We start from the raw sequence: 25,594 nt of genomic DNA on the forward strand, positions 1-25,594 counted from the left end.
GTGAAGACTAACCAAATTTTCTACACATACACGCCAAATAAAAAGTCCTTCTGGTTTTTATTTGGCGATCATTATTATTTCTTTTCTTTTTTTGGGGGGGCTTAAAATCTCAATGCTCACGCTATGTTTCTTAAAAGAATCGCTGCGCTTTTGGCTAAACCTGAATGTTTAAACGTCGCAAACATCGGGCTGCTTTATAATTCAATTTCTCTGCTTATGATGGCAGAAGCAATTGCTTGAGCAGTAGATTTTACTCCTAAGCGCTTTCTTATACTGCGTAAATGATTTTCAACAGTTCTCTCTGAAATTTTTAAAATGTCGGCAATCTCGAAATGCTTTTGACCCACTGCTGCCCATTTTAAAACTTCTTTTTCACGTTTGGTCAGTATTTTTCTATGCGCAATTCTATGCTTTTGTTTATGTAAAATTTCACCAAAGGCAATATTACAAACCATCTGTACTGTGAATTTAAAATCAGTACCCATATCCGAAATTTCACCCGCAAATGAAATTGCACCCTCTAAACCTGTTCGACCAAATACGGGCACTTGTATTCCATTGACCTCACCAAGATGCAGAGGGCTTTTGATAATCCGATAGGTTTCTTTTGCAGTTTTTTTATGCAAGCTCTTTGCCCAAAAAAAGGCTTCATCGTATTCAAAAATATGCTTGGTGATTGGGCAGCGGCGTAAATAAACTTCACGCTCTTCGATATTGCTGCGATCAACCCAGTTACCATGCACAAAGAAAACTTCATCAATCCATTCATGTTGGTTTTGAGGTGAAACACTGCATACAATAATCCGATCAAAATTTAGCTGAGCAGCAAATCCCACCAGAATTTTAAATAGACTTTCGAGGTCACATGCTTGTCTCAATTGATGAACAGTCTGAAACAATAAATCGGCCAGTTGATTGCTTGCAAGTCTCATAAAGCCGTCTTCTCACTAAACTGAACGCTTAAAATTAAAATATTGGAGATCAGCAGCAGATCGCCTCTAGATCTCCAATATTGAGATAAAAAATTGCGTCTAAATAGAAACAACGTCTTGATTGAGGCTTATACCAATTCAGGATCAGCCAATAAGGTTTCAGCAGCTAACTTACCTAAATTATGCGATGCCAAAGGACTGTCTCCAGTCAGAAGTTTTCGGTCTTTATGAACTTGCCCTGTGATACCTTTATTTAGGATTTTAACGCCTAATTTATCGAGGTTTTCACCCACCAACCATTGTAATGGCCCAGGCATATAACCAATTTCAATATTTGCGCCTTTATCTAAAAAGTCAGGAAATACACAAATTTCATAATCTTTAAATATATAGTTTTCTGGTTTTTCATCGACGGCTGCGGCAAGTAAAGCTGCGGGTCCATGACACAGTGTAATCACATATTTATCGTTGTTTATCGCCCATTCTAAAACTTTTTTTACACTTTTACTTTCAGGAATTTTCGCGAGCACACCATGACCACCGGGAATGAAAACCCCTGCATATGGTGAGTTTCCAGCAATGATCTCGTCCAAAATATCATCAAGCTTTAACGGGTTTTTAAGTTTTTCAGCATACTTTGCATAGGTATCTAAAACCACCTTATCTTCATTCGGCATTGCCCACATTTCCAACTTGGCAGGGTTGCCTGAGAGCGTTGCAATATCAAACTCAAAGCCTGCATTGTCTAAATGAAATACCGGAAGTAACATTTCAACTGGATGATTTCCTGTAGAAAAGAATTTGCCGTTCTGCATCAGGATATAGCGCTCATCCGTTGCAATCATCAGAATTTTTTTGTCGCCACGATATGGGTTGGGATAAGTCGTACCGTCATAATCTGTTTTCGATGCGGTGTACTGGCTTAAAGAATAAGGGGATGGAAAAAATGCATTATCTTCAGCAGTATCTGGTGTAGGTATTTTACTTAGTTCAGTCATTTTTTACTCCAAGCGTTCTTATAGAGGATATATTCAACATGCACAGTATATTCTGCCCTAAAAAGATTTTTGAATGAGGGAAAACCCCTATTTCTACAATTTTAAAACATAAGCTGAATTCAATTTTTATCAGGCTATCGCTGCCAATAAACCCTGCTCTTATTAACAGCAAGTATATGATTTTTAATTAATTATATTTTAAGAAAGTTTTATGTTTTCTACGATCAATACTCACCTTCGATACAGAAATACAACGTGGAGATGAAATTGAATACTGTAAGAGATTTTTTAAATGTCGATTGTGTATTAGCTTTGAAACTCAAAATTCCGCTTAGAAAAAATCAATGGCTTTGAAGATGAAACTTAACCGTGATCTTAGATTAAGTTTCACCTGATTAGCTTAACCCATTATTCTAGTTTACAAACAATGACGAAGTTCATGAATTTAAAACAACAGGTCATCGTTAAATTATTTCCATTCCATCTCACCCGTCAACACTTTAGAGCTTAACTCCAAAGAACTTTCTTCGGCCAAGTTCGGGTATTTTTCTTTTAAAGCAGCAATCACTGATGCTGAATCTTTATGATCTTTTAAAACTTGATCAACATCCACAAGGTATTGATAAGTAAAGTCGATTGCTTGAGTTCCTGTTGGAATATCACCAATATAATGTCCAGGAATCACTGCACGTGGATTTAAACGATTCATTTGTTTTAGCGTTTTTCGCCACTCGTTACGTTCTTTTTCAGTTTGTGCATCTGCTGTCCACAGATGAATCCCTGAAGATAACCCTACACCACCTAGAATTGTACGATTGCTTGGAACCCAAAGATAAGATGCGTATTTACCCGGTGATTTGATCTCAATTTTTTCACCTTCTAGCACAATGGTTTTATCTTCACTGGCACTCGGTACAATCACTTGAGATGGCGCACCATTTTTTAAGATAGGTCCCCAATAAGCAAACTTGCCTTCTTTGGTTGCTTCAATATGTTTAACAACTTCTGGGGTTGCAATCACTTTTGCATCTGGAAACGCTTGTACCAGTGGCTCTAAACCAAAATAAAAATCTGGATCACCCGCTGTAATCACAATATATTTAAGGTTTTTACCGCTGTCTTGAATGATTTTAACCAAGTTCTTTGCATCGTTAACACTGAATTGCGCATCGACCAGCACTGCATCTTTTTCACCCGAAATAAGTGTAGATGTAACTGGAAAAATGCCTTGTGCTTGTGGGTTATAAACTTTATAACTTAACTCTGCTGCAAATGCAGAAGCACTCAACATCACTGAACTTGCAAGAAGTGTTTTTAAGAATAATTTCATATTGTTGGCTCTCTTTAGAATTAAATTAAGATTTAAGTAGTTGTTGATCTAAAAAACGTACAAAATCCTCTGATTTATTATAAAAACCATGAAGCGGTATTTTGCCCATTTCACCATGTTGATTTTCATACACCAATGTTGGAAAACCTTGTCCTCGAACATGGGATAATAATTGGCGTGCATGCTGAATATATTCATCTTGTTGATCTTGATCGATCGCATCTAAATATTTTGACCATTGGTCATTATTCAGTCCTAACTCGACAGCAAATTGCGCCAGCACACTATATTGTGTGACATTTAGCCCTTTTTGATAGTAGCCCTGTTGTATTAAATTTAATAACGATATCATCGCGCTATGCCCTAACCCCTGCTGAATACTCAGTAAAGCATGAGTTGCAGGGATAGAGTTCATGATCAGTGTGCTGTCTTTAAGCAAACCATTTTTATATTCATCACCAAAATCAACACCTGTGAGTTGATGGATTTGTTCATCATAGTGAATGATCTGTGTTCGCATTGCTGCTGTCATTTGTGGTTGATGATCTTCACTATAAAGTCCACCAAAATGTAGACGTTGTAGATTTGGAAATTTTTCTTCGACTGCATTAATTAAAGGCAGTGCACCATAACTCCAGCCGCAGATCGGGTCGATAATCCAGTGTAGAATTGGAGAAGCCATAAATTAACTCTCATCTATAAATATATGATTCAAAATATGTGAAAAGCCACACAGTTTTGCTGATATTTGTTATAGTAAATAATAAACTTACTTTTTGTAAGTACTTACTAAAAAGTAAGTGTTTTTTAGTCGTGGAAAGTTTATGAATACTGATGAATCTTGTTTAGCCGCAAATGTGTTGTCAAAGAATTGCCCCTCTCGGGTTAAGCTTATGCATTTAACCAATCGTTGGGGCGTTTTGGTCATGTTCTGTTTAAGAAGAGGGACTCACCGTTTTAGTGAGTTAAGACGTAGAATTGATGGCATCAGTGAAAAAATGTTGACTCAAACTTTACGTGATTTGGAAAATGATGGTTTTGTGATTCGTAAGGAATATCCAGTTATTCCGCCACATGTAGAATATTCTTTATCTGAAAATAAAGGAGTTGAAGTCGCTGAAAAAATTTATGATTTGGTTCAATGGATTGAACAAAATGAAAATTAACTTGGAATTGTTATAAGTTTCCATCCATTCTTTAGAGTGTGGCACTAATGATTTTAACGCAGAAGCTTTAAAAGACATTTGGTCCATACTGCCAATGAAATACTTATTTAAACCAAGGACATCAACCCATTGTGTAGAATTTGGTGCATATTGATATTTATTCAATCCACCAAACAATCCAATTGGATCTTTACTTACAAACCGTCCCACATAAGGCGAGTAATAACGATAACGGTATAGTGAAGCCCTATTTCTTGATCCTTGCGCTTCAGACAGAGCAATGCTCTGTCTTTGCTCATGCACCTTGGAAACGGATATTGTTTGAAATAATTTCTGAGTTTTCAAAGAAATTGGAATTAGCCTTTTCAGCTTTGCACTCACCCCACACCTTGTATTGCGGTTTCCAAATGATCAAACCTGAGTGGTCTGTCATTTCCTGTGGTGTACCCAAATGGTCACAATGGTAGAACCATACATCATCAAAGCCTTTGCTTTTCTTGGTGGTTTTCCATATCGGATCACGGTAAATATTATACGGTTTATCTGTCCAATCAGGTGTTTGGTATAATCTTCTGCAGACTCAGACTCATCATTTAGCACGCCAAACTCTCGATTCCATGAATGCCAATGAAAAAAATTCATTTTGCGCAATAAATCCTAATTTTTCTTCAAATTTATCTGTTTCTTCTAGCTTAATTTGAAATGCTTTATCAAATAAACTTACATTCTCTTTGATATAAAATTTAGAATTTAATGTAAATGTTAATCTTCTATACTTCATTTGATAATTTCTTTTGTATATCGCTTTTGGGCTTAAATCATCAAGTTCATGGTTTTTAAATATTCTAAAACCGAAACTTTCACATCTCATCCCTTTTAAATATGGTTTTGATCTAAATTTAATATCAATTTATTGCTAAAGATGCCTTTAATAATAGGTTTGTGTAAACAAAGCCATTACTGACCCCTTATTATCTTTCTTCCTAGGTTTAGTGAATTAACAATATTCTCTAGAACTAGACCAATTTTAAAATCATTACTTTCAATGTTATTAATTAAGTCTAAGGATACATAAGACATAGTTTTATCAATCAATTTCAATAAATCACTTATTTTTTTTAATTCAAACTCAACAAAATCTAAACTTTCACTTTTTTTATTTAAATTAATTAAATTTACTGTAAGCTCATATTGAAAATTCACATATATATCATTCTCAATTATAGGAATAATATACACGTCCAATATTAACCTATATGTTATTGATTTTAATTCAATTGAATTTGATGCATAAAAAATGTTTGTATAAAAATAGGCATCTATTACATCAAACCTTTCATCTTCATTTAACGAATTTAACCATTGTAAATCTACGTTATATAGATAATTTTTTACAATCATCCAATTTCTAGTCACTTTTAATGGAAGCAAAAAATTTTCATTTAAAAAAGCTTCATAACTCATACTTATTTAATCCTTTTACGATAATAGCCATTATAACGTGCTTCAGATATCGGATGTCCATGAAACTCATTAGTACTTGAAGAAACCTCAATGCGCATATACTGTGTTGGTTTTCCTTCGTTGTAACCAATCACTCTCCCCGCATCATAAATATAATAATGTGATCCTTTACCATCATTTTCATGTTCTATACCTTTTGATAAACCTTCTTTCTCAATTCTATTTCTGAAAGCAGTAACTTGTGGTGTTGTCGCACTACACCCTAAACTATCACTCCAATATTGAGCTGGTTTCCCATAGCTAGAATATTTTATAGCAGTGTCTTTACATTTTGCTTGCGTATGTTTTAAATACACTCCTGATTTAGAATTTTCCCTATGTCGTCTATCTACTTTTATTTCATCTAAACTTCTTTGTTTCAAACCTAGAGGGTCAACCCATTCTAGAGGGTTATGTGCGTACTGATAAAAATTAACACCACCAAATAAACCCACTGGATCTTTACTAACAAACCTCCCTACATAAGGCGAGTAATAACGATAACGGTTATAATGCAACCCTGTCTCTTGATCAAAATATTGACCTTGAAAACGAATATTATTTGAAATAATTTCAGAATTTTCAAAGAAACTTGATTTTACTTTTTCAGTCTTACATTCAGCCCACGCCTTATACTCCGCCTTCCAAATGACAGCACCAGACTGATCACTCATTTCTTGTGGTGTACCTAAGTGGTCACAGTGGTAAAACAATAAATCATCGAAGCCTTTGCTTTGCTTGGTGGTTTTCGATAGCAAATTTTGGCGTACGTTATATGAATCATTAAAATAAAAATAAGCTCAATGAAGCTATCATTGAGCTTTGTATAATTTGAAATAACTTATCTGATTTTAAATTTTATTGATTAGAAAAAACTACAATTTTCCCTTCAGGTAGATGACCATCCCATCCACACGGAAAACCACCATTTAAATATATTTCTAAAATTTCTTTCCAGATTGTAGGAAAATAGTCATTTGCATAACATTGAAATATTATACCTATATCTATATACATTACATTAACTCTACTATCAGACAAGCTTCACCCGTTATCCATTTTTCTTTAGCTCCGTTAAAGTCTTGATTTTCAAATCCAAAATAATTTTTTTGTTTTAATTTATATTTAATCCGATCGTTCCATTCAAAGCTTTCTAGAAAAATATCGGGGGGATCAGTCACAGTTTCCCATTCATCAAAATCATCAAAACTATCATTAGTCGCATAATCTATCCCTAAATTAGCATCAAAAATAATCTTGTAATCTTTTTCAGTACTAAACTTAGTATTATAAAAATTACCTTTTTCCAAAAAAGATATAAATTCAGCTGCACTTTCTACTACTTGATCCCAAGTCTTCATTTATGTTCCTTTCACATGGTCTCTTATCGTATTAGTGCCTTCATTCCTCTTCAAAAATATCAAATGAATGTAAATTTATATTATCCAAACTCGCTAATTGTTTTTTCATAAATTCATACTTACTTTGTTTTTCTTTATTTTTTCCATTAAAAAAACCCAATTTCAAAATAGTTTCTATTCCACCGTCATTTATTTGCAAATCACCATCAGGTAACTTATTTTGCAATATTTTAAAATTATCACAAAATAATCCCTCATAAGAGTAATAATTTCCCAAATAATCGCTGCTATGTTCAATAAAAGAAATATCAAATTTTTTTTCAAAAATTCGAACTAAATCAATTGGGTTTAAGTTTGTCGTATATGCTAAAAAAAAACTCTTTTTCATTTTACACCTTACATACAGTTTGCTGGAATTCTTGTACCTTCCGCTTTAGCTTTGGCACTTTCTGGACTATCAAATATCATAACATTTACATCCCGTCCTCCCGCGAGTTTTGACATCTTTTGAAGTACACCATTAATACCTAATTTATTTGCTTCGACTGAGTTTATCTCAATAGGTAATGTACGATTACCTTTTGCTAAACCCATTTTTTTTGCTTTTTCAAATAATTCTGGTTGAATCACAGCTATGTCAAAATCACTTACTCTTCCATCATCAAAAGCTTTACCCGTCTCAAAACTTCTACCACTATGTGCACTTCCTTGCATATACATCGTCGCACCTTTAAATCCTAATTTAGAAAACCCTGCCTGCATCGCTTGTCCAAACTGCTTTAATTGACCAAAGCTTTTAAAGCCTTTTGGTATTTTTTGACAGCTTAATCCTAGTGGATCAACCCATTCTGTAGGACTTGGGGTATAAGCATAATTATTACTTCCCCCCAACAACCCAATTGGATCTTTACTTACAAACCGTCCCACATAGGGCGAGTAATAACGATACCGGTTATAGTGTAAACCCGTCTCTAAATCGAAATACTGACCTTGGAAACGAATATTATTGCTGATGATTTCTGAATTTTCAAAGAAATTAGACTTCGCTTTCTCTGTTTGACATTCACCCCAATCCTTATATTGTGCTTTCCAAATGATTGCCCCTGAGTGGTCTGTCATTTCCTGTGGCGTACCTAAGTGGTCACAATGATAGAACCATACATCATCAAAGCCTTTGCTTTGTTTGGTAGTTTTCCACAATGGGTCACGATGTACACTATACGGCTTGTCTGACCAATGAGGTGTTTGGTGTAGTTCTATAGGGCTTTGATAGACGGCTTGCAGCATCGGCACAAAACTATCTTTTTCGTAGATATAGTGTTTAGTGGCTTGTTCTGTTGACTCATAAGCCAATGTGTCACCATCCCATCCATAGATGATGTTGTGCTCATCACCTGTATGGTGGTGCTTACTACGTTTTTGTATTCTTCGTCCTAAAGCGTCATAGCGATATTCTGCTGTGTATTGGCTGTTACGGCTTTTGATCATTCGACCATAAACATCCCACTCAAGATTTAAATCACCTTGCGTTGATTTTTGTCGAACCAATTGTCCGTATGCATCATATTGGTATTGTTGGTCTAGGTATTCTTTGACCACGTTATTGACTAGACGATTGTAGCCATAGCCTTTTTCTTCTGCTCGTTGTACATAGTTTTGATCTTGATGTTGGGCTTTGTCATCATTGTAGCGATCTATGATGTTACTGGCAGGGTCAAATTTAAAGGTTTCTTTACCCAATTTACTGCTTGCTTCAAGTAAGCGTCCTACAGGATCGTATTTGTAGGCAATGTTGCCACGACGAGAATCTTTGATGGCAGTCAATTCACCTGTTTTGTCGTATTGATACAGTCGTTGTACCAATTGACTAGTTTGCTGTAAGGCATTGTTCTGTTTTGCTTGATTTTGCGCTGAGTATTGGTTTTGGTAGCCATTGTCATGTTCATTCAGCATGATTTGGCTGTGTAAGCGTCCAGCAAGGTCGAACTGTTGTTCTTGGCTGATGCCATTGGCGTAGTGACGTACAATTTCACGGTGTAGGTCATCTCGTTCAAAACTGACAAGGTCTTGTCCATTGACAATCAGGCTTTGTACATGCCCTGTACCATAAGTTAGCCAATCAATGTTTTGTCCATCAGGACGTATGGTTTTGATTCGATCATTGATTTCATCGTAGCTGTGTTTCCATACTGCTGTTTTGTTACTCTTGTAATCCTGTTGGTGTTCTTTGATCACATTGCCCGCAGCATCGTAGAACCATTGTAGGTTAGTCTCTGCATTCTTGGCATGCAAAATACGCCCCATGTAATCGTAGGCAAATTCTTCAGTCTGTTTGGCTTCAAGTTCTAAGCCGTAGTGACCATAGCCTGCGGTACGTTGTTCCAAACGCCCCATACTGTCAAAGATGAATTGTTGAATTCGATCTTTCGGGGCAGCACGGTCTTTGAGGTCTTGCCCATGTGCTGAAGCAACTTCGATACTGGTCGCAAGCTGTCCTGTGCCTTCATCGTAGTGGTAAATGGTTTCTTTATCATCAAAGTCAATTTCTTTGATTAAGCGTCCACCAAGATCGTAGAAGAATTGGTAACTTGCACCGTTCTCATTAATCAATCGGGTCAAACGTCCAAGGCGATCCCACTTGTATTTCAGTTTATGGTTGAGTGCATCGGTACGTGACAGGATTAAACCTGCTTCGTCGTATTCATAGCGTGTTTGATGTTGTTTTGGATCAATATGAACCAGTAAGCGTCCTTCAGCATCATGAACAAAGTGTTCTACTGCGCCATCAGCATGTTGGATTTTTTCCAGTTGACCAAAGGCATTTAAAGGTAAGCCTTTGATGATTGGTTCTCTTTTTTCAGTGGTCAGCTCAGTATAGAAATATTCAACTTTTTGTTTTAGAGCATTTTCAATATTTTTAACACGGCCACGTTCATCGTATTGCCATTTTGTTTCTTTGCCTGAACAATCGGTATAGCTAAGTAAGTTACCTTGATCATCGTATTTCAGGGCTTTAGAGCCACCTTTGGCATCGGTGATTGAAGTCACTAAACCCATGCCATTGTAAGCATAAGCAGTTTCATGTTTCAGTGGATCAATCTCTTTGATCAGATTGCCTGAACTATCGTATTGCTTAAACCAACGACCTTGTTCTGCATCAACCATCCCAATCAGATTATCTTTGTCATCATATTCAAAATAACTGGTTGCACCATTGTCTTGGGTATTGGTTAAGACATTACCACGCTCATCGTAAGTATAAGAGGTTTTTGAGCCATCTTTAGCGATATGCAAAGTGATGTTTTTGGCATTGTCTCTAAAGAACCATTCCTGAAAATTATCGGGATAGACAATACGATAGGTATAGCCATCGATATCGTAAAAATGTTCAGTGGTATTACCTTCAACATCCATCACATAGGTTTTACGAATGTTTTGATCCCAGTCAATTTTTGCAGCACGACTGGCATTGTCTGCCCATTCTTCAATGGCTTTAGATGTCGGTAAAATACCATCCCATTTCAGATTCATACCGCGTTGGGTCAAATCAGTATATCGAGTGATAAGGTGGTGCTTATATTGGTAATGGTAGGATGCAGCAAATTCGTTGGTGGCTTTGATTAAGTCACCGTGCTCATCATAATCGTAGCTGGCTAATACACGATCTAACTGACCTTTTTTGACTGTCCAAATATCAGAAACTAAGCCTTGTGGAGTGAGCTGTAGAGCGAGATGTGCCAGTTCACGGTCGTCCTGTTTGAATAGAATGTCCGAAAGAATAGATTTCTTCTCTGCATTGACATGGTCATAGCGTAGTGCAACTTTAAATCCATGTTTACGTTCTATATAAGACAGGCGATAGTCTTCACCATATTTTTCATAGAATCGCTTTTCATCATCACCATAAGCGATGAGATGTAATTGATCTGACAGTACCGTATAAGTATGCTGTTCGACTGGATCATAAATACTTTGACCTTTCTTTAACTGAGGCAGATCAATTGGTCGTCCATCCAAACCGATATATTCCAAGCCTTTTTGGTAGTCTTTTTGCTCTTTGTTTTTAGGATCGTATTTGAATTTACGTGAAATTTTAGTGGTGAAAGGTGTAATCCAACGTGCGCCAAAAATGGAGTCATCCATCTGATACAAATTTGACGCATAGGTACGATTGATACTGTCTTGAATCATACCGCCAATTTGAGCATCAAAATGGGAGAAGAATTCCGTCCCCATGGCAAAGGTAATTGCACCACTCGTACTCCCCATACAATTTTTACATTGGCTGGCATTTTTATTTGCTGGGGCTTGAGACGTTGATTTTTCTAATCGAGCATCATTATGTTGTTTTTTAGCTTCAGCTGTTTGTTGTGCTTTGATTTGTGCTGCTTTAGCGGCATCTTTTTTATGTTTTTTTACTGCCAATAGTAAAACAGATAACAGCCATCCGATGGTGAAAGCTGTTTCAGCACCCCCTAAACTTTTTATTTTTGTGTTTGCTGTTATTCCGAGTTGATTAATATTGCTACCGAGTTTTAAAACAGCAGCTTTATCTTCATTTTTAATTACCCACATTGCACCTTTGGTCAGTAAATTAGCACCACTCTTTGCATCTCCTTTCCAAGTATTCTCAACAGTGTAAACTATATTTTTTCCTGCTCTTAGAATCTCGCCATTCATTAAGCGAGGAATAATGGCAGCTCTTTGTTCTTCTGCTCTTTTATAATTGGCATCAGGTTTTGCAATTGTCCCTTTCTCAACAATTTCACGTATTCCTGTATTGATTGTTGTTGCACTCTTTTCAACCCATGCACCCGTGTCAGTCAGTGTTGAATTTAATCTCTTCTGAGCTTCAGTCGCAAACTTTTCGACATCGCCCGCCAATGCCGAGCTTAAATGCTCAGCTATAACACTAACAATAGTTGCGCTAATCGCGGGACCAAGTTGCTCTTTAGTGAATTTTTTTACACCATTTTTGGTAATTCGTCTTATTTCTTCTCTAACTAAAAATAATGCAGGACGCGCCATTGTGCGGGCAGTCGCTGTTGCTGGACCTGGGATAATTGCAATTGCATCAATTCCTAAATTTGCCCAATCTATAATATCAGCGTTGCTAAATCCCTTATCATAAATTTGCATCACATCAGAGACCACATCAACAGCAGCAAATATACTCCCTAAAAATGGTATATTTCTTGCCACCGTTTCAACTCGATCCAAAGTAACATTATTATTTGTTTTAGCTTTTAACCATTTATCGATCTTTGCTTTAGAATTTTGGACATCAGCAATTGTTAATGTATTTAAGGGTGCGACAACTTCAGGAGTACTTTGTGCCATGTTCTTCTCTAATTATAAAAATGTTTTAAATGGTGATTGAATATTAGATGTAATGTTGTTGCTTATATTCGGCTGAGAAGACTGTGTTAATGTTCTTAATGGATTACTTTGCTGATCCGATGCTACAAAACCTGTGCTACTACCAAACGACTGACTTAAATTTGTAATCTCACTTGAGCCTGCCACCTGTTGCATCACCATTGGTAATAAAGCTTTCGCACCTTGGTCTTTCAACTTTTTAACAGATTCAATTTTTTGTTGTACCGATTTAACATTACTCGCAAGCTGGCTCAATTGCTTAAAACCATTTTTCAAAGTATCCGTTAAACCTTTAGTACCAGATTGAATACCAATATTCCCTTCTTCATCATTTTTATTTGGCCAATCTACTTTACGTTTAAAATCACTCGATTCATCCCATGGATCACGAGGATCAGGCTCAAATAAAACTTTGACTGAACCAGTCGCTAAACCTGAAACACGCGCAAAACCTTTATCATCCAACTTCCCATTGACAACTTTGCCCAAAGTGTCTGTGACTGTATAACCAGCCCCTTTAACAAATTCACCATGCGAATAATCATGTAATAACTCCAAAATACCTGAAGCACGTTTCGGTGGTGGTGGTAGATTAGATTTAGCACTAACACTTGCCCCGCCCTGAAACACATGCTGTCCAGCATTCACCTCAAACTTCCCACCTGTTTTTGGGAAAATTCCTGAATTATTCAGTGCAATTTGCGATGAACCACCTGTAATCACAACCTCTTTAGGACTACTAATCACAACTTTGTCATCAGTAGATGAAATGTTAATACCCAGCTTGGCAAATACATCTAAAGCATCGGACTGTGCTTGAATCTCGACTTTACTTTGCGCTGCAATAGCTTTAATGCCACCTTGAGCAGCAAATAAACTGAGTTTGTTTTGCGCGTGTGCAATCAAATTCTTTTGCGTACTCAAGTTGATGCTATCGCCTGCAATTTGATTGATCTGCGAATCTGCGGAGATATGAATATCTTCAGGGGTACTTAAGGCAATCCCATCTTGTGAGCTTAATAAAAGCAAGGCTTTATTGAATTTTGCAATTTTTTGCTCAAGCTGTTCTGTAAATTCTTTTAGTTGCTCAATTGATTCAATTTCATCCGTCTTTTGGTTCTTGGCAATATCGCTTAAGGCTTTACTGTTGGTCTGACTACCTTCAAGTTGCTTTTTGGCAAGCTCTGAATCAAGGTGATCACCTTTGGCTTGGTCTTGTTTATAAGTCGAAAGTAGTAAACCTTGCCCTGCACGTACTGCTCCCCATTGGTCAGTACGAAGTTCAAAGCCTTCTCCACGATCATCACTTTCCGCTTTGTCTTTAGGATGACTCAGTTTGCCCAAGTTGAGTTGGCTGGCGGCATGACTACTCTGTAACTGGCTACTGATTTGGCCAGTAGTATCGTCAAACCTCAGTTGATTGTAACCACTGCCTTGATACTCTCGACTTTTTATTCCTGCAAGCTTCTTGGTGTCAGGCAGTTTACCTTTGTCATCAAACTTGCTTGGATGGCGTTGCGCTTCATGGATGCGCCCAACCACAAATGGACGGTCAATGTTGCCATCAAAGAAATCAATCACAACAATCTCACCGATTCTCGGTAAGAATCGCGCACCATAGCCTTCACCTGCCCATGGGGTCAGGACATCGACCCACGCTGAATCTGTGTCATTGTCATTGGAACCCGCACCGCCATCATGGGTATTGTCTTCATTACGGCTAAACAGGAAGCGAACTTTAATACGCCCCCATTCATCGACATGGATTTCTTCTCCACTTGGCCCCACCACTTTGGCCCGTTGTGGTGATGCAACCGGTCGGTGTTGTAATGGGTTATAGGCTGGAACCGTGCTGATATTACGACGTTGAATGGTTAAATTGCTGGCTTGACGTTCATCACTCGTGTTGCTGGTGATTTGACTTGTTTGCCAATTGCTTTGTTGGACTAAAGCTGTGACTTGATCGGTGAGATCTTTAGGTAAGTTATTTTGGTTATAAAAGCTTTTAGCCGTGATTAAAAATTCTTTGTCTGCACCTGAGTGTTGATCTATCTCAGGGTGTTCATTCAGTTCAAACCAATAACCAACATGTGCATCGCGCACTGTTGACGTTGCTGTAAATTGTTTGGCTTGTGAATCGTAGTAGTTACTGAGGTTTTGATTAAACTTTTCAATCTGACTGTTGCTCGATGGCGTTGCACCATCTTCGCCATTAAGGTCTTGTATCCATGCAGGGCTAAAGTGCCATGCTTGTTCTAAAGCTAGACTGGCATTGTCATAATTTTCACTATGGCTATGTTTACTTTGGACACTGCCAGCGCCTTCATCGATATCCAATACATCAGCTTGCCAACGTTGGATATACACTGAAGTCGGTTGAATGGAACGCTGACCAATAAAATTGGTAATTGAATCAGTTTTTTCTACGGCGCTGCTTCTATGGAAGCGAATATTGCGGCGTTCTAAGGCACTAAATTGCGAATTATCATCAATTAAACGAAGCTTTTGTGCTTGGATTTGTTCTGTTGAACTCGACACTTTAAGTTGTGCTTCATCGATCAGCCAGTTAATCCCTTCACTTCTCATCAAACGGGTCAGGAAGTCAAAATCACTTTCAGATGCCTGCATAATAAATGGGCGTACATCATAGTCTTTGCTCAGTCCACTCTTGTCCAATGTCAGACTTGAAGCAAACAGTGGGCTGCGTTGCACCCATTCTTGGAACACAGTCTGGATCACATCCACAACCGACTTATTCATAAATACTCGAGAGTTTCTACGGTGTTTCCAAAGTGCTGTTGGGTCTTCTACAGTCAAACGATAGATGGTAAGAGAACCATCAGATGCGCCAATATCGGCTTGGGTCACAATCCCTGAAATACGGGTTAATTCGGATTTATCTGTGACAATATCGATTGCAGCTTGAGTTCCAATAAAGCTTTTTAAAGGGATTGTTGCTGACGTCGCAAGACAGATGAGTTGGAGCCGAACAGCCTCATTGATTTGATGTGTTCCATCGATACGTTGTAGGAACACCTGTTGGCTCAACGCCGAATTAGAAAATTGTACGTGGATCGCACGTTTTTGTGCTGATAAGCCAAGCTGCTCCAAAGCAGCGTAAATATTGTTAGACATGCATTATTATTTAATTTTAAATTGTGATGTATTCTACTAAAAAGTTAGGTGGACTGTCTATACAGACCTGTCTATTTATTACTGGTTATTTACACAACACTGACTAGGTTTTGAATATGCCCGTTTTAATTGAATATCATTATTGATAATGGTCATTTGTACTGATTAAAAGCTTGAAAGTGTGCTTACAGTTTTTTCACCAAACATAAGTGATCAACAGCTCAAGATAAAAAGCTAAAATATCAATCACATAAAATATTAATATTGGATTCTTATTCACGCTCTAAAATACGGGGACCGGATCCTTGGTGTCTCAATACATCTTCTGGATTACGTAAAGGACATTGTTTTAGAGATAAACAACCACAACCGATACACCAATCCATTTCATCTCTTAAACGTGTTAGTTTTTGAATACGCTCATCTAAATCCTTACGCCAATGCGATGATAACACTGACCATTGTTCTGCGGTTAATTTGCTTCCCATAGGATAAACACTTAATGCATTTTTAATTTCCTCCAGAGAAATTCCGACTTTTTGTGCAACCTTAATAATTCCAATATAACGTAAGACAATTGATGGAAAACGACGCTGATTTCCATTTGTTCTAATACTTTTAATTAGCCCTTTTGACTCATAAAAATGCAAGGTTGAAACGGCTACACCACTCCGTTTAGCCACCTCTCCTACCGTCATCATTCGATTAAAATCAATTTTTTCTTCTGCCTGCATTTTGATATTTCTCAACATTACTTGAGGTTTTATAATTCAGCAAAGTACATTTGTCAATTGATCTTAGCTGCCATGGCTTTTCATCATTACAACTCAAAATACAAAAAATGCTATCGCAAATTTAAGCCATTGTAAAAATCTTATCTCTCCACAAATTTTCTGATCAAAGCCCATTGACCTAAATATAACTTGAGGTTTTAGACTGCTTGCCACAGCTGTTATGAATAACAACAAGCTATTAATTTTAAAGGTTTTAATCATCCAGTCTTATTTCTTCAGGAAATATTCTCATGCCATATTTCATTAAATTAAGTTTAGAAAGCCAATGGCTGTGGGCCATCAGCAGATGTTGTCTTGCGCTTCTATTTCTAAGTTCAGGACTTAGTAAAATTCTTGCTGTTGAAACAGGATTTTTGGAAATGCAGGCGGCTGGTCTAGAGCCGGCGTGGTTATTTAATTATACTTCTGCGTTGATTCTACTTGTGGGCGCCTATTGTATTTTATTTGAGCGGCATATGTGGTTTGGCACACTGATTCTTTCTGTATTTTTAGCACTGACAATCGTGATTGTGCATCACTTTTGGAACATGTCTGGTATACAGGCCAATATTGCCTTTTACTTTGCACTTGAACATATTTCAGTGATTGGCGGTCTTTTAGCGCTGACCATTGCCAGTCATTTTCGACAACAACTCCGCAACCTTGGAGTTGTCGCATGAAAAACAACAAATGGCTTTTTCTAATCGCGATCACTTTAATTCTCGTGGGTGTCGCAATCTATTTTTATTTAAATTCTCGTTCAAGTGAAACGCATCAATCTGGCGCTTACCCTCCAGTCAAAGTGGCCTTGAGTACAGTGGTCGAACAAAATATTCCACAAGTGCTTTCCAGTATTGGTGAGTTGGAAGCAATCCGACAAGTCAAAGTGTCAACAGAAACAACAGGTATGATCAAACAGATTTATTTCCAATCTGGACAAGCTGTTCAACAAGGTCAAATACTGATTCAACTCAATACCGATGTTGAACAAGCTCAATTAGGTCGCTTGCAAGCCAAATTGAAACAAGCCGAAATGGCCTATCACCGCAGCAAACTTCTGATTGATAGTCATGCAATTTCACGGGCAGAAATGGATACCGCACTGGCTGATCGAGATATGACGCGTGCAGAAATCCAACAGCTACAAGCCAGCATAAAACAGAAAACGATTCGCGCACCCTTTTCTGGTGTCATGGGAATACGCCAAGTACATCAAGGGCAATATTTAGAGGCAGGCACTGGTATTGCTAATCTGGTCGACTTTCGACAAATTCTTGCCAATTTCACATTGGATGAACAATTGGCATCGAGGTTAAAAATCGGACAATCTGTACAACTCAAAATTGATGCATTTCCTGCAAAGTCCTTTACAGCTGTGGTAAGTGCAATCGAACCGCTGATCACAACATCGCGAACTGTGCAGGGGCAAGCAATTTTAAATAACCATGATCAACAGTTAAAACCGGGCATGTATGCCAAATTAGACATCCAAGAATCTGAACTTCCAAGCTTGGTGGTTCCTGAAACTGCAATTACCTATACAGCTTATGGCAATACTGTCTTCCTTGCAAAACAAGACCAGAACAAGCTTATTGTGCAACGTGTGGCTGTAGTGCTCGGTGAGCGCCATCAAGCCAAAGTTGTAGTCAAATCTGGGCTCAAAGCAGGTGATCAAGTTGTTGTATCAGGGCAACTTAAATTAAGTGATGGTATGCAAGTTGAGCCGAGCGTAAATACACTTGAGCATCCCCAATCTTCCTCGATCAAGCCCAAAGTCTAGGGAGATAAGCGAATGAAATTTACTGACCTTTTTGTAAAACGCCCTGTATTGGCCTTGGTCGTCAGCACCTTGATCTTGCTGGCGGGCTTGTTTTCCCTGAATAAACTGCCTATCCGACAGTATCCTTTACTTGAAACCTCAACGATTAGTATCAATACAGAATATCCTGGTGCATCTGCTGAACTTATGCAAGGTTTTGTCACCCAACCCATTGCTCAAGCAGTATCTTCGGTAGAGGGCATCGACTATCTCAGTTCTTCTACTGTACACAGGGTCGCAGTGCTGTAACGTTACGTATGCAATTAAATCGTGACTCGACCCAAGCATTAACAGAGGTGATGGCAAAGGTTAATCAAGTCCGTTACAAACTACCAGAACAGGCATTTGATCCAGTCATTGAACGTTCTTCAGGTGAATCTACCGATGTCGCCTATATTGGATTTTCCAGCGAACAACTGTCCTTGGCTGAATTAACCGATTATTTGTCTAGGGTGGTAGAGCCCATGCTGTCTACAATTGATGGCGTTGCTAAGGTACAGACCTATGGCAGTCAGCGTTTGGCTATGCGGATTTGGTTGGATGCCGATCGTTTGGCCAGTCGTGGTGTAACTGCCGCCGATGTCGCCAATGCGATCCGTCAAAATAACTATCAAGCCGCACCGGGTCAGGTCAAAGGTGAATTGGTGGTTTCAAATGTCAATGTTTCCACAGATCTCACCAGTATTCAGGACTTTAAAAATCTGGTGATACGCAATGATGCTCAAAATCTAATTCGTCTACAAGATGTGGCAACAGTTGAACTTGGCGCTGCTTCGACAGAAACAAGTGCCTCTATGGATGGTAAACCTGCAATTTTTGTCGGTCTACAAGCGACGCCTACAGGTAATCCCCTGGTGATCGTACAGGGAATTAAAGATAAATTGCCTGAGATCCAAAAAACCTTACCGCCGGGGGTTACAGTCAATCTTGCCTATGAAACAGCCCGTTTTATTGATGCCTCTATTGATGAAGTTTTACATACTTTTATCGAAGCGCTGATTATTGTTATTACGGTGATCTATCTGTGTTTAGGTTCTTTACGTAGTGTCTTGATCCCTGTAGTGACAATTCCACTGTCAATGTTAGGTGCCTTGGGTTTAATGCTGTTATGTGGCTTTAGCATCAATTTACTCACGCTTTTAGCCATGGTACTCGCCATCGGCTTGGTTGTAGATGATGCAATCGTGGTGGTTGAAAATGTCCATCGGCATATTGAAGAAGGTGCATCCCCAGTTGCAGCAGCTTTGATCGGGGCACGAGAAGTCGCAGGCCCTGTAATTGCAATGACCATTACACTGGCCGCAGTGTATGCTCCGATTGGTTTAATGGGTGGATTAACTGGTTCCTTATTTAAAGAATTTGCTTTTACTTTAGCGGGCGCAGTTTTAGTTTCAGGGATTATTGCCTTAACCCTATCTCCTGTTATGAGTTCATTTCTACTTCAATCCAAACAGCAAGAAGGTAAAATGGCAAAAGCAGCCGAATGGTTCTTTGAACATTTGACTCAGCTTTACAGTACATTGCTCAATTTTTCCTTACATCATCGTTGGATCACAGTGGTTTTTGCGATCGCTATTTTTATTAGCCTTCCATTGCTTTACCAACTCCCTCAAAAAGAATTGGCGCCCAATGAAGATCAAGCCAGTGTATTGGCAGCCATCAAAGCGCCACAACATGCCAATCTCAACTATGCTGAGCACTTTAATCAAAAACTTGATGAAATCTTCTGGACTTTCCCCGAAACCAGTACCACGTGGATTATTAATGGTACAGATGGGCCTGCATCAAGTTTTGGTGGAACAACCCTTTCGACATGGTCTGAGCGAGTGCATTCTGCGGATGAAATTCAACAGCAACTTCAAGCCAAAGTCGGTGATGTAGAAGGCAGCAGTATTTTTGTATTCCAAAATCCTGCGCTTCCCGGTTCAACAGTTGGATTACCCTTACAAATGGTGTTGCGTAGTGCACAAGACTATTCAACCATTTATCAGGCGATGCAGAACATCAAGCAAAAAGCCCGTGAAAGTGGCCTTTTTGTGGTGGTCGACAGTGATCTTGACTTTAATAACCCCGTGATTCGAATCGAGGTTGATCGGGCCAAAGCCAATAGTCTGGGTATTCGTATGCAAGATATCGGTGAAGCCTTGGCGACATTGGTTGGTGAGAATTATATCAATCGTTTTAGTATGCAAGGTCGTGCCTATGATGTGATTCCTCAAAGCATCAATACACAACGTTTGACAGCTCAAGCACTGACACGACAGTTTATTCGTACCGACCAAGGCACACTGATTCCCTTATCGACTGTGGTCAGTCTAAGTGAACAGGTAGAACCCAATAAACTCACTCAATTTAATCAACAAAATGCTGCAACTTTTCAGGCAATCCCCGCCGCTGGGGTTTCCTTAGGTCAAGCTTTAAGTTTTCTGGAACAGGCTGCATCTGAGTTACCGACTGGATTTAGTTATGACTGGCAAGCCGATGCACGTCAGTATGTACAGGAAGGTAACGCTTTGATGTTTGCATTTTTAGCCGCGCTGATTGTGATTTATCTGGTTTTAGCCGCTCAATATGAAAGCCTAATGGATCCATTTATTATTTTAATTACGGTTCCGCTGTCGATCTGTGGCGCATTAATCCCCTTGGCTTTTGGACTTGCCACAGTCAATATCTACACTCAGATTGGTTTAGTCACACTGATTGGACTGATTAGTAAGCATGGTATTTTAATGGTTGAGTTTGCCAATGAATTGCAAGTTCATGAAGGTTTAGATCGGCGAGCGGCTATTCTAAAAGCTGCTCAAATTCGTTTACGTCCAATTCTGATGACCACAGCGGCAATGGTGTTTGGGCTGATTCCACTCCTTTTTGCCACAGGCGCTGGTGCACATAGTCGTTTTGGCTTAGGGCTTGTGATTGTCTGCGGTATGTTGATCGGGACCTTCTTTACGCTTTTTGTCTTACCTACCATTTACAGTCTGTTGGCTCGTCAACACAATCAAGACCTTCACTCTAGCCGTTTACAAGAGTTACAACAGATTGACCAACAGGCGCAAAAATCATGACGTTGAGTGGGCTGAACAACCAGCATGCTGCTGTCTAAGCTTCTGTGTATGATCAGATCGCTTGAATATATTTTTTTGATGATAAAGTTCTATATCTATAGAACTTTATCAATTTTTTAATGCGTGATTCTAACCACTGATTTAGAGCTACTGATTTAAAGCGACTGATTTTTCACTACTTTGTTCACTCATATTTTTACAGTCGGGTTTTGCCGATTTGATTGTTTTATGATTCTAGAATCTCATTTCGAACCCTGCTTTGATGGTACGGCCGGGAATCGGCATACCGATCACTGTACCAGGATCAAAGTTATAACGATTGGTTAAGTTATCAACATTAAACGAGAGATTTAGATTTGGATTCAGTTTATAGCTCGCAAAAATATCAACTAAGGTTTCCGAAGAAATTTCAGTCACCGCACGCCCACTCACCCCTGTACCCTGTAACCAACCTTTAGGATTTTTCTTTTCAGAATGATATCTGGCACGTACCCCCACATTAAGTTTATTTTCAAACAAACTCTTTCCTAAACTAATATTAAAAAGTTTACGTGGTGGCAAGCGTGTTGAAATCAGACTCCAAGAATCTCCGACCTCATTACAATCATCTTTCGTCGCTGGGCATACTTTCGGTGCTTGATATAAAGTTCCATTCATGTTCACAAAGAAACTCGGATGCTGATAAGCAAGATTAAACTCTAAACCTTTCAATACAACTTGCTCATAATTTAGGAAAGTATATGAGGTGGTATAAGGCAAAATAAAATCAGGCGTAATCTCATTAACAATATCTTTACGTTGGACCCCTTGGGTAAGGAAATTTTGGGTTTGATTACGGAAATAATTGATATTGAATTTTAACTGATCTGCTTCAGTGAAAACGTTATCGTTGTGCCCAATGAAACCAAACTCAACAAGACGAGAATTCTCTGATTTAATCGGCAGATCTGGATCATAACTAAAGGTTTGTTTGGAAACCGTCGATTCAAACAAACTTGGACTGCGGTACATATTGGAGAGTTTTGCATAGACATCAATACCATTCAGCAACTGATAATTCAGCTGCGCCATCCAGTCGATCTTTCCGTCATAATCTCGAAGCGCATAGCCTTTGTCATTTAAATCGGAATTGGCGACTGGTCTCATTGCAACATACTGGTCTCCATAATCCTTAACTTTTGCCTTATGCCATTTACTGCCTAAACTCAGGGTAAAATCTTTAAAGATATAATCGCCATTGAGAAATAGAGAGGACTCTTGACGTAATCCATCACGTGCGATTTCAGTATCAATAAGATTTTGTGGCTTCATCCGTTGCTCGTCATATGTCAGACCATAATTCAAGGTTAAAGCATCAATTTTACTGGTGTTTTCTAAATTAATCCCACTACGATAGTCCTGAAAACTTCCCCAGTATTGGTCGCCATAATGAGAATTGGCTATGCCAAGCATGCCATTGTGCTGGCGATATTTGGCATTGGTATGCCAAACCCCTAACTCTAAATCAAACCACTGATTATTCTTGGGCTTATAGGTATAGTTGGCACTGAATGCATTAATCGCTGCGGTTCCAAGGGACCATTGTGGCATGGTATATGCACCCTCTATATATTTGGGTAGAACATAATCACCATCGATATATCCCCAAGGTGGGGAGTTGGGATCAATCACTTGCGATCTATTCCAATAAAAAGCCATGACCTCACCCGCTTTTTGCATATGGCGGCGCATATTCACTTCAACACGATGTTCGTCTGTAATATTCATACCCGCTTTGATGATGCCAGAATCACTTTTATAACTGGTATTTACCACCTCTTGACCGGGTCCAACATCAACAATATCTCGCGCTTCATAATAATCAATGCCATGTTTTCCAGCATAGTAATTACCGACTTCGCGTTTACTATAAGCAGCGACCAGATCGAATACATCATTCCGATAAGCAGCAGCGATTGTGCCAGCGCCATTTTGAAAATTATTCGAGGACAGTTTATTACGAAGCAGATAAGACATCTGTTCACGCTCATTATCTGAGGTCTGTGGTGCTTTGTTATTGTTATAAAAACTGCCTTTTAGCATGACACCTGATTGACGATTAGGCAGCAAAATATCGTTTGCACTGAGTGTACGCATTTTCACGATTCCGCCAATACCGCCCACACTAAATTTCGCTCGCGATGCACCTTTTTCGACTTCAATCTGACTAATCAAATCCATATCGATATAAGTTCGGTCACTCTCTCCTTGATAGCCTCGAAAGGTATGACTGGATTGTAGGCTACCATCAATAATTACAGGGACACGTCCCTCACCTTGTACTCCACGGATACCAATATCTATTGCACCCGCTTCGTTACGCAGGCTATTGACTTGTACACCAGCGATATCAGAAAACACATCACCATTCCCCGTGCCTCTAAATCGGCTAATGTGTTCACGATTCAGCTGTGTTGTATTGACCTTTTGTTTTTGTTGTACAGCATTGACTTTAATCTGAGGAAGCGTAACAACATCACTGTCCATATTATTGAAAAGCGAAGTGTTATTTAACGGAGTGCTTGTATTTGCAATCGCAGTGTTTTTCTCTGTATTCGGTTTAGCTGAGCCAGATTTAGCAATTAAGACATAAGTCGAACCTTGCTGCTCTACCCGAAAAGGGTGATCTGTAAGCAAATAATCGAAGCCTTGCTTTACACTATAATGCCCGGTAATTCCTTTACTTTTCAGCCCTTTTAAAATATTTGCATCATAACTTAAGGCAATACCCGACTGTGCTGCAAAACTTGATAACACATAGCCCAATTGGTTCTCTGAAATTTGATAATATTTTTCTGGCGCTTTTTTCGCTGCCATTGAAACATTGGGAGTAATTTGTGCATAAACACCACTGATGCAAAAGCACTGTATTAACATGGCCAGAGTTTGTTTTTTAAACTTCATAGGAACGCCCACACTTGTGAATGATTTTCATTTTCAATAATCATTACCCAGTGAATTGTTAAAACATGACATGAAAATTTATATTTTTTCTGGTCTGGTCCAAATCCAGATCAACCCAATCAGCAAAATGACCAGCAGGCTAAGTTTTAAGTGCAAATGCAGTGAAGACACCATTAACATTGTCGTACCGAATAAAATACTCAATGTCATCATCCATTTACGTGAACGCGAAATCTGTTTAAAACCGCCACGATACTGTGCGAGCAACATTGCAATATAACGATTTTGATGTAACCAACGATGCAAGCGTGCTGAACCTTTTGAGGCAAAAATCGTTGCTAAAAAGAGGAAATCAAAAGTTGGGATCCCCGGCAATAAAATGCCCACCACAGCGAGAACAAGACACAAAATTGCCGAGATGATGCAGATCACACGCACCACTGAGGATGAATGTAAATTTGCAGATGGCGTTACCGGCAAAGACGCTAACAGCGTTAAGTCTTTGCCTTGTGTGTGATTGCTGACAGAAGACGCTTTCTTCATGTTGAATGAATGTCTTTTAATAATGCGCCAAAATAATCAAAGGCTTGTTGAGCAGCGTAAATGATGCGATCTTGCTCATCTTGAGTAAAGTCAGCCTGATCAAGTTCCTCAATAAAGTGTTTCCAGACTTTGGCCCGCCCTTCTGGATAGGCAGCCAAATTTCTCGCAGCAAAATCTGCGGAAAACCCCAAACTTTGTTGCGCTTGTTTAAATAAGAATGCTGCACCCATCGTAGAACCTTCTGATACATAGATCCAACCCAGCGCTTCAGGAAAGCCGATCGTTTCAGTAACCAAGGTCAACGACTCTGGTTCAATCTGAAGGTCTTGTAGATCTAAGTAAGCTGCTTGCGAACGCCCACGAATATCTAAATCAGAAATCAAGGCTGCAACCTTGGAATGTTGAAATAAATATTCGACATTTTTTTGAAAATAATACTGCGACAAAGTAAATTTTGCATAATGTGCGACGTCTTTAAATACTTGGGCTTTTTCCATTAATTGATGCATATATTCATGTTGACTGGCTGTCTCTGTTTTTAAACGAGATGCAAGGCGGTTGAGTGTGAATGAGGTGCTCATCAATTTTCTCCAGTTTGTTTGGTTTAACTGTATTACCCGCCTTGTCTGTAAAAACTGACATCATTT

At 38.7% G+C, this 25,594-nt stretch carries 16 protein-coding genes and 3 pseudogenes; 4 read left to right on the plus strand and 15 right to left on the minus strand.

Annotation, left to right across the window (positions count from 1 at the left end):
- Positions 1-194: 194 nt before the first annotated feature.
- The 4 genes from ACZ5QH_RS17390 to ACZ5QH_RS17405 all read right to left on the minus strand — a co-directional run bounded on the left by ACZ5QH_RS17390 (position 195) and on the right by ACZ5QH_RS17405 (position 3,942).
- Positions 195-932 (minus strand): PA1136 family autoinducer-binding transcriptional regulator, encoded by a 738-nt coding sequence (locus tag ACZ5QH_RS17390; protein WP_303576390.1) that lies wholly within the window; start codon positions 930-932, stop codon positions 195-197.
- Between the two features lie 128 nt (positions 933-1,060).
- On the minus strand, positions 1,061-1,930 hold the full coding sequence (hchA, locus tag ACZ5QH_RS17395; protein WP_166781975.1) for a glyoxalase III HchA: 870 nt from the start codon (positions 1,928-1,930) through the stop codon (positions 1,061-1,063).
- Between the two features lie 469 nt (positions 1,931-2,399).
- Entirely contained in the window at positions 2,400-3,260 is an 861-nt protein-coding gene (locus ACZ5QH_RS17400) for a Vmh family MBL fold metallo-hydrolase (RefSeq protein ID WP_096734909.1), read from the minus strand.
- 25 nt (positions 3,261-3,285) lie between these two features.
- A complete protein-coding gene (locus ACZ5QH_RS17405; RefSeq protein ID WP_105713495.1) occupies positions 3,286-3,942 on the minus strand; it encodes a DsbA family protein in 657 nt (218 codons plus the stop codon).
- 142 nt (positions 3,943-4,084) lie between these two features.
- On the opposite strand from ACZ5QH_RS17405, the gene ACZ5QH_RS17410 reads away from it, so the two are divergent.
- Positions 4,085-4,426 carry a winged helix-turn-helix transcriptional regulator gene (locus tag ACZ5QH_RS17410; RefSeq protein WP_105713494.1) on the plus strand — a complete coding sequence of 114 codons (342 nt, stop codon included), beginning with the start codon at positions 4,085-4,087 and terminating at the stop codon, positions 4,424-4,426.
- Positions 4,427-4,531: 105 nt separating this feature from the next.
- Here ACZ5QH_RS17410 and ACZ5QH_RS17415 read toward each other — a convergent pair.
- The 8 genes and pseudogenes from ACZ5QH_RS17415 to soxR form a co-directional block, all read right to left on the minus strand.
- Positions 4,532-4,994: pseudogene (locus ACZ5QH_RS17415) on the minus strand (RHS repeat domain-containing protein); the annotation flags it as partial.
- Positions 4,995-5,383: 389 nt separating this feature from the next.
- Positions 5,384-5,890, minus strand: a complete 507-nt coding sequence (locus tag ACZ5QH_RS17420) for a hypothetical protein (RefSeq protein ID WP_303576391.1) — start codon at positions 5,888-5,890, stop codon at positions 5,384-5,386.
- A 2-nt stretch (positions 5,891-5,892) separates the two neighbouring features.
- Positions 5,893-6,684: pseudogene (locus ACZ5QH_RS17425) on the minus strand (RHS repeat domain-containing protein); the annotation flags it as partial.
- 261 nt (positions 6,685-6,945) lie between these two features.
- Positions 6,946-7,290, minus strand: a complete 345-nt coding sequence (locus ACZ5QH_RS17430) for a hypothetical protein (RefSeq protein ID WP_252720714.1) — start codon at positions 7,288-7,290, stop codon at positions 6,946-6,948.
- A 40-nt stretch (positions 7,291-7,330) separates the two neighbouring features.
- Positions 7,331-7,678 (minus strand): hypothetical protein, encoded by a 348-nt coding sequence (locus ACZ5QH_RS17435; protein WP_227549130.1) that lies wholly within the window; start codon positions 7,676-7,678, stop codon positions 7,331-7,333.
- Positions 7,679-7,686: 8 nt separating this feature from the next.
- Positions 7,687-12,630, minus strand: a complete 4,944-nt coding sequence (locus ACZ5QH_RS17440; RefSeq protein WP_464016754.1) for an RHS repeat-associated core domain-containing protein — start codon at positions 12,628-12,630, stop codon at positions 7,687-7,689.
- 12 nt (positions 12,631-12,642) lie between these two features.
- A complete protein-coding gene (locus ACZ5QH_RS17445) occupies positions 12,643-15,804 on the minus strand; it encodes a type VI secretion system Vgr family protein (RefSeq protein WP_303576393.1) in 3,162 nt (1,053 codons plus the stop codon).
- Positions 15,805-16,076: 272 nt separating this feature from the next.
- On the minus strand, positions 16,077-16,538 hold the full coding sequence (gene soxR / locus ACZ5QH_RS17450; RefSeq protein WP_154130881.1) for a redox-sensitive transcriptional activator SoxR: 462 nt from the start codon (positions 16,536-16,538) through the stop codon (positions 16,077-16,079).
- 290 nt (positions 16,539-16,828) lie between these two features.
- On the opposite strand from soxR, the gene ACZ5QH_RS17455 reads away from it, so the two are divergent.
- The 3 genes and pseudogenes from ACZ5QH_RS17455 to ACZ5QH_RS17465 all read left to right on the plus strand — a co-directional run bounded on the left by ACZ5QH_RS17455 (position 16,829) and on the right by ACZ5QH_RS17465 (position 21,461).
- The gene (locus ACZ5QH_RS17455; RefSeq protein ID WP_303576394.1) at positions 16,829-17,257 is read left to right on the plus strand and encodes a DoxX family protein; all 429 of its coding nucleotides are present in this window, start codon (positions 16,829-16,831) and stop codon (positions 17,255-17,257) included.
- A complete protein-coding gene (locus ACZ5QH_RS17460) occupies positions 17,254-18,357 on the plus strand; it encodes an efflux RND transporter periplasmic adaptor subunit (RefSeq protein ID WP_303576395.1) in 1,104 nt (367 codons plus the stop codon). Before ACZ5QH_RS17455 ends, ACZ5QH_RS17460 begins: the two co-directional genes overlap by 4 nt.
- 12 nt (positions 18,358-18,369) lie before the next feature.
- Positions 18,370-21,461, plus strand: a pseudogene (locus tag ACZ5QH_RS17465) (MexW/MexI family multidrug efflux RND transporter permease subunit).
- Positions 21,462-21,695: 234 nt separating this feature from the next.
- Here ACZ5QH_RS17465 and ACZ5QH_RS17470 read toward each other — a convergent pair.
- The 3 genes from ACZ5QH_RS17470 to ACZ5QH_RS17480 form a co-directional block, all read right to left on the minus strand.
- Positions 21,696-24,404 (minus strand): TonB-dependent receptor, encoded by a 2,709-nt coding sequence (locus tag ACZ5QH_RS17470; protein WP_303576396.1) that lies wholly within the window; start codon positions 24,402-24,404, stop codon positions 21,696-21,698.
- Between the two features lie 78 nt (positions 24,405-24,482).
- Positions 24,483-24,947, minus strand: a complete 465-nt coding sequence (locus ACZ5QH_RS17475) for a YbaN family protein (RefSeq protein ID WP_303576397.1) — start codon at positions 24,945-24,947, stop codon at positions 24,483-24,485.
- Positions 24,944-25,528, minus strand: a complete 585-nt coding sequence (locus tag ACZ5QH_RS17480) for a biliverdin-producing heme oxygenase (RefSeq protein WP_303576398.1) — start codon at positions 25,526-25,528, stop codon at positions 24,944-24,946. Before ACZ5QH_RS17480 ends, ACZ5QH_RS17475 begins: the two co-directional genes overlap by 4 nt.
- Positions 25,529-25,594: the final 66 nt, after the last annotated feature.

Source organism: Acinetobacter sp. Ac8 (genome assembly GCF_055392545.1).

Excerpts from the sequence above, each read along its gene's own strand:
- ACZ5QH_RS17480 (WP_303576398.1), bottom strand. The coding sequence starts at position 25,528 with ATGAGCACCTCATTCACACTCAACCGCCTTGCATCTCGTTTAAAAACA.
- ACZ5QH_RS17410 (WP_105713494.1), top strand. The coding sequence starts at position 4,085 with ATGAATACTGATGAATCTTGTTTAGCCGCAAATGTGTTGTCAAAGAAT.
- ACZ5QH_RS17440 (WP_464016754.1), bottom strand. The coding sequence starts at position 12,630 with ATGGCACAAAGTACTCCTGAAGTTGTCGCACCCTTAAATACATTAACA.
- soxR (WP_154130881.1), bottom strand. The coding sequence starts at position 16,538 with ATGCAGGCAGAAGAAAAAATTGATTTTAATCGAATGATGACGGTAGGA.
- ACZ5QH_RS17445 (WP_303576393.1), bottom strand. The coding sequence starts at position 15,804 with ATGTCTAACAATATTTACGCTGCTTTGGAGCAGCTTGGCTTATCAGCA.
- ACZ5QH_RS17400 (WP_096734909.1), bottom strand. The coding sequence starts at position 3,260 with ATGAAATTATTCTTAAAAACACTTCTTGCAAGTTCAGTGATGTTGAGT.
- ACZ5QH_RS17455 (WP_303576394.1), top strand. The coding sequence starts at position 16,829 with ATGCCATATTTCATTAAATTAAGTTTAGAAAGCCAATGGCTGTGGGCC.
- ACZ5QH_RS17460 (WP_303576395.1), top strand. The coding sequence starts at position 17,254 with ATGAAAAACAACAAATGGCTTTTTCTAATCGCGATCACTTTAATTCTC.
- ACZ5QH_RS17435 (WP_227549130.1), bottom strand. The coding sequence starts at position 7,678 with ATGAAAAAGAGTTTTTTTTTAGCATATACGACAAACTTAAACCCAATT.
- ACZ5QH_RS17405 (WP_105713495.1), bottom strand. The coding sequence starts at position 3,942 with ATGGCTTCTCCAATTCTACACTGGATTATCGACCCGATCTGCGGCTGG.
- ACZ5QH_RS17390 (WP_303576390.1), bottom strand. The coding sequence starts at position 932 with ATGAGACTTGCAAGCAATCAACTGGCCGATTTATTGTTTCAGACTGTT.
- ACZ5QH_RS17420 (WP_303576391.1), bottom strand. The coding sequence starts at position 5,890 with ATGAGTTATGAAGCTTTTTTAAATGAAAATTTTTTGCTTCCATTAAAA.
- hchA (WP_166781975.1), bottom strand. The coding sequence starts at position 1,930 with ATGACTGAACTAAGTAAAATACCTACACCAGATACTGCTGAAGATAAT.
- ACZ5QH_RS17475 (WP_303576397.1), bottom strand. The coding sequence starts at position 24,947 with ATGAAGAAAGCGTCTTCTGTCAGCAATCACACACAAGGCAAAGACTTA.
- ACZ5QH_RS17430 (WP_252720714.1), bottom strand. The coding sequence starts at position 7,290 with ATGAAGACTTGGGATCAAGTAGTAGAAAGTGCAGCTGAATTTATATCT.
- ACZ5QH_RS17470 (WP_303576396.1), bottom strand. The coding sequence starts at position 24,404 with ATGAAGTTTAAAAAACAAACTCTGGCCATGTTAATACAGTGCTTTTGC.